This is a genomic window from Pirellulales bacterium, assembly GCA_035656635.1.
Taxonomy (GTDB): Bacteria; Planctomycetota; Planctomycetia; order Pirellulales; family JADZDJ01; genus DATJYL01.
In genome coordinates, this window is the sequence record DASRSD010000168.1 from 42,556 (window position 1) to 50,491 (window position 7,936).

Annotated in this window: 7 protein-coding genes; 3 read left to right on the top strand and 4 right to left on the bottom strand. The window is 54.6% G+C overall.

Annotated features, from left to right (window positions below; all coding sequences use genetic code 11):
• Nucleotides 1–9: 9 nt before the first annotated feature.
• Both VFE46_17405 and VFE46_17410 read right to left on the bottom strand, forming a co-directional pair.
• Nucleotides 10–2,550, bottom strand: coding sequence for a phospholipase C, phosphocholine-specific (locus VFE46_17405; protein ID HZZ29776.1), 2,541 nt, complete (start codon nucleotides 2,548–2,550; stop codon nucleotides 10–12).
• Nucleotides 2,551–2,617: 67 nt separating this feature from the next.
• The gene (locus tag VFE46_17410; GenBank protein ID HZZ29777.1) at nucleotides 2,618–4,132 is read right to left on the bottom strand and encodes an APC family permease; all 1,515 of its coding nucleotides are present in this window, start codon (nucleotides 4,130–4,132) and stop codon (nucleotides 2,618–2,620) included.
• Nucleotides 4,133–4,227: 95 nt separating this feature from the next.
• Between VFE46_17410 and VFE46_17415 the strand changes: the two genes are divergently transcribed.
• Nucleotides 4,228–5,250 (top strand): hypothetical protein, encoded by a 1,023-nt coding sequence (locus VFE46_17415; protein ID HZZ29778.1) that lies wholly within the window; start codon nucleotides 4,228–4,230, stop codon nucleotides 5,248–5,250.
• A gap of 57 nt (nucleotides 5,251–5,307) precedes the next feature.
• On the opposite strand, the gene VFE46_17420 is transcribed toward VFE46_17415, so the two are convergent.
• Nucleotides 5,308–5,721 (bottom strand): VOC family protein, encoded by a 414-nt coding sequence (locus VFE46_17420; protein ID HZZ29779.1) that lies wholly within the window; start codon nucleotides 5,719–5,721, stop codon nucleotides 5,308–5,310.
• A gap of 176 nt (nucleotides 5,722–5,897) precedes the next feature.
• On the opposite strand from VFE46_17420, the gene VFE46_17425 reads away from it, so the two are divergent.
• Complete coding sequence (locus tag VFE46_17425; GenBank protein ID HZZ29780.1) at nucleotides 5,898–6,050, top strand: hypothetical protein; 153 nt, start codon at nucleotides 5,898–5,900, stop codon at nucleotides 6,048–6,050.
• A 156-nt stretch (nucleotides 6,051–6,206) separates the two neighbouring features.
• The gene (locus VFE46_17430; protein HZZ29781.1) at nucleotides 6,207–6,605 is read left to right on the top strand and encodes a hypothetical protein; all 399 of its coding nucleotides are present in this window, start codon (nucleotides 6,207–6,209) and stop codon (nucleotides 6,603–6,605) included.
• 40 nt (nucleotides 6,606–6,645) lie between these two features.
• Here the strand turns inward: VFE46_17430 and VFE46_17435 are convergent, their stop codons facing one another.
• On the bottom strand, nucleotides 6,646–7,440 hold the full coding sequence (locus tag VFE46_17435; protein ID HZZ29782.1) for a M90 family metallopeptidase: 795 nt from the start codon (nucleotides 7,438–7,440) through the stop codon (nucleotides 6,646–6,648).
• Nucleotides 7,441–7,936: the final 496 nt, after the last annotated feature.

The following is a 7,936-nucleotide window of genomic DNA, read 5'->3' on the forward strand; positions in this document are numbered from 1 at the left end:
ATCGAAAAATTATCCGAGGACTCGACCCATGGCCGGATCGCTGAAGCCCCATTGGCCCGTTTCGACTCGCCCGGCGAAGCGGCGATGGTAGCCGCCGACTTTTGCAACGCGCACTTCAAAATCGTACCAGTGATGGCTGTTCTGCGTGTCGATCACGATTGCTGACTTGCCGCCAGCCGGCACGGTGTGCGTACGATCACTGGCTTTGTACGAACGATCGAGAATTTGGATTTCGAATTCGCGCTGCTTGTCGTGATTGACAACCTGCAATTCAATGTTGCCGCTGAGTGTTTGATCGCTGGAACTCGCGGTGGAATATTCCGGGAGGATTTCCAAAGCGGGATCTTCAGCGCTGCCCATAAATTCGCGGAAGAAACCGTTGGGGCCGTAAACTTGCAGATGATAGTTGCCGCCCTCGAAGTCGCGCAGCAGCCACACATCTTCCAAGGTGTCGCCGGCTGAAACCGCATAATTGCGGATACTCATTTCGTTGTGGTGCGTTCGAGCATACACGATAAAGGGGCATCCTACGGCGCGTTCGCCCAGGCGCTCCTTTTTCACTGCAAATTGAATTCGAAAGGCGGTTGCGTCGGAATTCAGCGAACCGTTGACGCGCAAATCATAAGGCAAAGGGCAGGAGGGGCGAATTCCAGTCTCTTGATGATGCATTAGCGGCGAACCAGGAGGATCTTTGCGAATTTGGTCGATTTCCGCCTCGCTGAGCGTGTGATACCCCGCAGGCAGCGGCTTAAACTGCGCCTGATAAATGTGCTCGACAAATGGATCGCGGGCGAAGTAGGCGGGATTGCTCTCGCCCTCCTTCGGGGAGGGTTGGAAGGCGGAAGTTAAATCGCCGCATACCGTGCGCCGCCAAGAGCTAATGTTCGTTTCCACAACGCTCTGCCCAATTTTGTGCGTGAGGAATTTTTCCAGGAACATCAGCACCGAAGTGTTGTCGAACAGTTGGGAACAAACGCAACCGCCGCGGTTCCAGGGGGAAGCAATGACCATGGGCACGCGGTAGCCCAAGCCGATGGGGCTTTCGCGCGCCGGCCCGCGCACTTTTCCTTGCAGTTTTTCGTCGGCCGCCAGTTGCACGTAATCCAAACTGGTGTCGACCCCCTTGGAAGCAAAACCGGTTTCGGGTTTAAGCGGATTGGGGCAAACAAACGGCGGCTGATGATCGTAATAGCCGTCATTTTCGTCGTACGTCAAAATGAAAACGGTTTTCTTCCAGACTTCGGGGTTGTCGGTAAGAATTTTCAGCGATTCGGAAATGTACCAGGCTCCGTACCAGGCCGACTCCGGATGGTCGGAAAGCCGCTCCGGCGCCACCAGCCAGGTAACCGTCGGCAATTTTCCGTTGGCGACATCTTCGCGGAATTGATGCAGCACATCTCCTTTGGGCACTTGAACGTGGCGATGGGCGCCATCGGCGCTGTACGTTAACTCGCTAAGCTGCCGATAGGCAGGATCGCCGGAGTTGGTGGTAAACGCCTTTTCATACAAACTTTTGGCGCGAGGCGGGAGTTTGTCGAACTCTTCCTCGTCCCAATGAGCGCGCTCCAACTCCACTTGCTTGAGTTCTTTCGTCAAATCTTCCAGCTCTTTTTTGAGCCGCGTTGTTTCCGCCGCCGAGATCTTTTCGTCAGACAATTGCTGCTTCAGCGCCGCAATTTTTCTCGGCAGTTCGGGCTGTATCTTGAGAAAGTATGCCCGATGCCGTGGGTTGGCCCGCACGTGATATTGCTGAAAGTATTCCATCACATTGCAGCCAAAGCTGCCTAGCCACGGTTCTTCTTCTTTAGTCAAACCGGTCGGCACGGTTAGCTCGTTTTGGTAAATTCGCCACGAAATGCCCAAATCTTCCAGACGTTCAGGGAACGTTTTCCAGCCGACCAAAAGTTCATCCATGATTTGTTCATTGCGCACGCACGCCGCGGACTCCGGCGTTTGCTGCTGACGGACGGAGCCCGTCCAGTAATACAGCCGGTTGGGCAGCGTGGGCGTAATCGATGAGCAAAAATGCTGATCGCACACCGTAAAGGCATCGGCGAGCGAGTAGTAAAAGGGAATATCTTGCCGATTGTAGTAGCCCAAGGTGAGCGGAATGTCGGCATATTCCTTGTGGCCGGAGCGCTTGGCTTCCAGCCACTTGTCGTACTGGCCGTGATTGCGGGCATCGACCTGGCTGGCCCAATTGTGCGGCAAGAAGCCCATCCACGTGGCTTTGGTATCGTTGATGTTCAACCGGAAGGGAACGTAGCTTTTTCCGGCTGCGCTCGTTTGCACCCAAACGGGATTGTTGTTAGCGAGCGTAATGGCGCGCGGATCGTTATAGCCGCGCACGCCTTGAAGTGTTCCAAAACAATGGTCGAACGAGCGGTTCTCCTGCATCAAAAGGACAATGTGTTCGGCGTCCAAAAAAGTGCTGCCTGGCTCAGGATCAATGGCCAGTGCCTTGCGAATGGGGCCGTCGAGCGCGCCCCACAGCGCCATCGAACCGGAGAATAATGCGGCGTTTTTCAAAAACTCGCGTCGAGTTTGCATGGCGATTTTGTCCCGATTTGCTAAACGAGCGGTTTTGGTTTGTTCATCTTAATCGGCAAGGCGTGGTTTAGGCAAAATCGTGGCGAATTTCCTTCGGACCGAACGGCCACGTTTTTTCAATGCGCGCCCAAGTCAGAAAGGCAATGACGCCTAGCAACAACCACGCCAACGACAACGGGCCGGGGGCCAATAAAACGGCCTGCCAATACTCGGCCCCATGCAGTTTCTCCACCGATTGGGGATCGAGCAGCATGGGCCAGCCGGCGGCCACATAAATGTAAATCCATCCGACCAGCGCGATGATACTCGGCAGCGGATAGCAAAACATTCGATATGGCCGCTTTAGTTCTGGTTGCCGATAGCGCAACACACTGAGCGCCGCAATTTGTGCAATGCCCTGCACTAACACGGTAACGGCCGTGAGCATGTTAATGACCGCATCGAGCTTAAACAATGAGCCGAGGGCCGTAATCAATCCCATCACCAAAATTGCCACATGTGGAATGTTCAGCCGCGGATGCAGCCGGCCAAACACTGGCAAAAATAGTTTATCGCGCGCGGCATTAAACGGCACGCGCGATCCACCCAAGAGGCCGGTAAATATCGAAGCGAGTGCCGTCACCACGATCAGCCCGGTTAATATCTTGGCCGCCAACTTCCCCCAATTCTGCTCGATCACGATGGAAGCAAAGAAATCGGAGTTTTTAATCTGATCCACCGGCAAAGCGCCCAAAATTCCGATGTTCATTACCAAGTAAATAACCATCATGCCCAGGATCGAGTAAGTAATCGACCGCGGAATCACTCGCCCCGGGTCGCGCAATTCGGATCCCATATAGGCCGTGGTGTTGTAGCCCAAATAGTCGTAAACAGATAACACCAGCGCTGCCCCCAGCCCCAAAAAAAATGCACGATCCATTCGAAAAGCCCCTGGCGGAAAATGAAAAGCCTGGCGCACATCGAAGTGGCTGAACGAAGCGGCCATGACCCCCGCGATGGACACAAACATTACTATCCATAAGGCGATGGCCAGCTTTTCAACCGACGAGTTTTTTCGATACAGGGCGATCACCACAATCAGGACAATCCCGAACGCTGCAACAATTCCCGTCGGGGTGAGAGCGATCAAACTCCAACTGGAATCAACGTCCGCGTTTGCGATCGCGTTGGAATGAACTAAGACGGGTCCGTAATAGGCGATATACTTCAACAAACCGATCACGCCGGTCGACATAATCAGCGGAATGGCCAAGATTGCCGTCCAGATGAACAAAAACGGCATCAGCCGCCCGGTTCGATATTGAAACGCTTCCCGCAGGTACAAATAGGTTCCGCCCGCTCCGGGCATCGCGGCGCCGAGCTCCGCCCAGACCAGGCCGTCGGCCAACACAATCACTGCGCCCAGCACCCAAGCTAAAATGGCTTGCGCGCCGCCCATCGCGGCCACCACCAGCGGAATGGTAATGAACGGCCCGATTCCGCACATTTGCGTCATGTTCACCGCTACTGCTGGCCACAATCCCAAAGTGCGTTGGAAGTGCGGCTGGCGAGCATCGCTTGAATCGCTGGCAGAGGCAGGCATGTCGTTGGTCATTACATACGGGCAGCAAAAGATTGGGTTCGCGCAGTGTCATCGGGTATACTCGAAGCACGGATACGAAACAACAGGATGCTTTGATGATGCACCGCTTCGTTTTGCTTGCTTTGCTTTTCACGGTCAGGCTTCAGCAATGGAGCGTGGCTTGGACCGCTGAACCTTCCGCTTCGGGCGACCGGCCAACGCATATCGACGTCGAACATGCCCCCGCCCCCATGTACGATGACCCCATTTGGCACGGCGCGACCGATCCGTATGTCATTTGGATGCCCGGCAAGGGAGGCGATCGCAAGGGCGAGTGGTGGATGTATTACACGCAGCGGCGGGCGTCGCTGGAAAACCCCAAAGGAGTCGATTGGGTTCACGGCAGCGCCATTGGCATAGCGACTTCCCCTGACGGCCTGCATTGGAAATATGCTGGTGTTTGCCAGGGAGACCGACATTTAGGCGATCCACTTTCGGCGTCGATTACTTGGTGGGCGCCTTGTTTACTTTGGGAAGGCGGGACGCTGCACATGTTCGTCGTGCAAGTGCACGGCATTTTCAGCAATTGGACGGGAGACCGCACGATCGAGCACTTTACCAGCGATGATGGGGTGAACTGGAAATTCAACTCCACACTCAAGTTATCGTCGCTGCGTTGCATTGATCCCATGGTGCTAAAAATCGGCGACATGTATTACTTGTGGTACAAAGACGAAGCGGCCGGCTCGCACACCTGGATGGCCCATTCCAGCGATTTGAACGATTGGACCGTCGATAAAGAAGTGGTTGGCGGGCACGGCCACGAGGCGCCGTTTACGTGGTATTGGAAAGGAGTCTATTGGCTCATTGTCGACGCCGGCCGCAGCTTGCCGGTTTATCGTTCCGAAACAGGCACGGGCGATTGGGTGCTGAACAACACCGTGCTCGCCGGCACCGAAGGCAAGCGGCCGCAAGATAATCGTGTCGGAAAACACCCCGCGATTATCGTGCAGGGCGATCAATGTTTGATTTATTACTTTACCGAGGCCAACCGCCGCAGCGTAATTCAACTAGCCGAGTTAACTCTCGACGCGGACGGCAAAATTCAATGTGACCGAAATAAGTACGCCAATCCGTGAAATCAGCCTGCGATTAATATTGCGCGGGCGCGCAATCGCCTTGCCAAATTGTGACGGTTAGTAAATGGGCCAAATGCCAGGCGTCGCCAGTTCAATGAGATTATCGTCCGGATCACGAAAATAAATGCTCTGGCCGCCGCGTTCCCAGCGGATTCGACTTTCGATGGGTACTTCGTGCTGCGCCAAGTGTTCTTCCCAGTGCGACAGCTCTTGTGCTGTGCATGCAAATGCCAAATGCAAGGAGCCCGTGCCATCGTGCGGGGGCAGCACATCGCCGGCCAGTGGAATAGGTTCGACCGAAGCCCCGCGCTGAAAGATCAACAACACTTGCTTCTCGTCGACGGACAGCGCGCACAGCCGATCGTCGGTAAACATTCGGTGAAAGCCAAATAAGCTTTCATAAAAATGGGCCGCCCGATTTACGTCGGCCACATACAGCGAAGTTTCTAAAACGCCTGTGATTTTTGGCATAGGGAGCGAATGCGTGCGGCAGCGCGAAAATCAATAACGGTAAGCGAAGGCTCTATCGTAAGACGCCTGCGCGCAGATTTCTATCGCAAATTCTTGCTCAATTGGCGAACCCCGGCCGGGCGGAGTTGTCTCTTGCTGCAACAAATGGATTTTTCCAAGAGGGCGAGCGCAGAGCCATGTTGCTGTTCATTACCGGTTATTTAACCGGTACATTATTTACTGCCTACCTATTTCTCGGTGCCGATCGGTCGCGGCGGTCCGATCCGACCGATCACGCACAAGCACATGCGCAACGGTGGAAATACCAGCGTCCTTTGCCACCCCTGTAACGGGATTAAGGTCGCGGGCAGGTGCTTGACGCGCTGCCAGACCGGTCTTGCGCAATCCCGTTTTATCCGTTTTTAACGAAAAACTGCGTCACATTTTGCTTTCGGCATTCGGTTTGCGGGGAAGTCTCACAGCCCTGTGCGAAAGCGAGGTGACGTATGCAGATTCGAGAAATCGACGACAACATTGTTCAAGTGCTAGTGCCACATCGTGATCCGGTTCTGCAGTTTTTCGCGGTCGAAAAAGCTTGGTACGCTACTGACGATGACCGAGTGCTGGGCACGGTCATTTATCACCGTTGCAACAATTCCTGGGCTTATGTAGTTTTGTGCACCGATGAACGGGGCTTGTTTCGTTGGGTTGCCGGCGATGTAAAACTTTCCAGCCGGCAAGCGGCGAAGGAACAATTGCATGCCGAAATGCAACGGATTGCCGAGAGCGAGCATACCGCGTTTGAACGGCCGATCAGGAGCATGCTGCAGGGGGCCCGCTCGCGAATCCGCACGCGCCGAGCTCGTCGAATTGCTCGTCGTGCGGTACGCAGGGAATTGAGCTGAAGCTTTTTTGCCTTGGTTCCCTCGAAGGCGAACGACCGTATTATGGTGGCGTTTGTAAATCTATGGCGTCTGGAAGCCAGACAGCGACATCCTGACAGTAAAAGTTGGATAGCACCTCATACAACGCGGGATGGCGCTCGCGCAGGGCGTGTGGTCGTTCGAAGAAGCATTCGCTGGCGACCGCAAAAAATTCGGCCCGGTTGCTCGCGCCGTATCGATCTAAGAGCGTTGCTTCCCCACGAGCTGCTTCGCTGCAAATCCGTTCGTACTCCGTTTCGGTCACGCGATACCAGGTGCGGCTTTGTTCGCGACCGACAATGGCCGGAGTTCCGTCGACACTGCCATCTAGCCCGTCGACATGATGCGCAAATTCATGGACGACCAAATTATTGCCAGGCCGACTTTTCTGTGCGCCGGCGATTTCCTGCCATGACAAAACCACCGGACCGTGGTGCCATGCTTCCCCTAACCGAGGCCCAAGTGAACCCAGTGGCGGATGGAGATCGTATTGGCTCACATGCGACATGTACGCGCCCGAATAAACGATGATCGATTTCAATCTGTCGAAGTAATACGGTTCGTCCAGTCCCAATGTCATCACGGCGGCGTAACCGGCAATGGTAATCTTCATGGTGTCTGTTAACTGAAATCCGCTGCCGCCAAACCAATCCTTTTCGGCGACCATCACTTGTACACAACCTTGCAGGCGGGCGCGTTTTTCAGCATCCAAGTACCGATAATGCCGCACCTGCTGGCTTAGCACGCTGAACCACTCCGCCGGAAACGGTTCGCGTAGCAGTTGCTGCCGATGGCGTGCGCGGAACCAAGAGAACATTGATTGGTTCACCTTGCGTCAAAAAAACTGTGAACGTCAGCCAGCAAGACGATTGCAGGGCGGCAACAGAGAATTGCTAAGCAGGAAATCAAGTGAATTAAAAAGAGCCCGCCGCGCCTCTGTCAGTCGCGACCACGACCCGCGCCAGCCCTCAGGCCGCGCAACGGCGGGCAATACGGTTCATTTGATAACCTATGCGTGCACCACAACGTCATCCCAATCGGGACGAAGTCCGGAATTTTCGACGGGCGAAAACGCCGATTGTCGTTGAAGCAAAAAAGGGCCAGAGCTGTACCCCATTACGGCCGAGGCTCTACGGAAAGAGAAAATAACCGTGCCTCTGCCAAAGATTCCGAGTGAATAATACTCAGGAACACTGTCCGACGCAAGCAAATTTCAAAAAATCTACGTTCTTTTTCCGGCGGCATTACGAGCGATTGGATAACAAGCGGATGGGGAGGGATTCGAACCCACGGTGGACTTTCGCCCACGCCGG

Bases quoted from the DNA above. Each gene is read 5' to 3' on its own strand.
- VFE46_17405 (HZZ29776.1), bottom strand. From the start codon at position 2,550: ATGCAAACTCGACGCGAGTTTTTGAAAAACGCCGCATTATTCTCCGGT.
- VFE46_17410 (HZZ29777.1), bottom strand. From the start codon at position 4,132: ATGCCTGCCTCTGCCAGCGATTCAAGCGATGCTCGCCAGCCGCACTTC.
- VFE46_17415 (HZZ29778.1), top strand. From the start codon at position 4,228: ATGATGCACCGCTTCGTTTTGCTTGCTTTGCTTTTCACGGTCAGGCTT.
- VFE46_17420 (HZZ29779.1), bottom strand. From the start codon at position 5,721: ATGCCAAAAATCACAGGCGTTTTAGAAACTTCGCTGTATGTGGCCGAC.
- VFE46_17425 (HZZ29780.1), top strand. From the start codon at position 5,898: ATGTTGCTGTTCATTACCGGTTATTTAACCGGTACATTATTTACTGCC.
- VFE46_17430 (HZZ29781.1), top strand. From the start codon at position 6,207: ATGCAGATTCGAGAAATCGACGACAACATTGTTCAAGTGCTAGTGCCA.
- VFE46_17435 (HZZ29782.1), bottom strand. From the start codon at position 7,440: ATGTTCTCTTGGTTCCGCGCACGCCATCGGCAGCAACTGCTACGCGAA.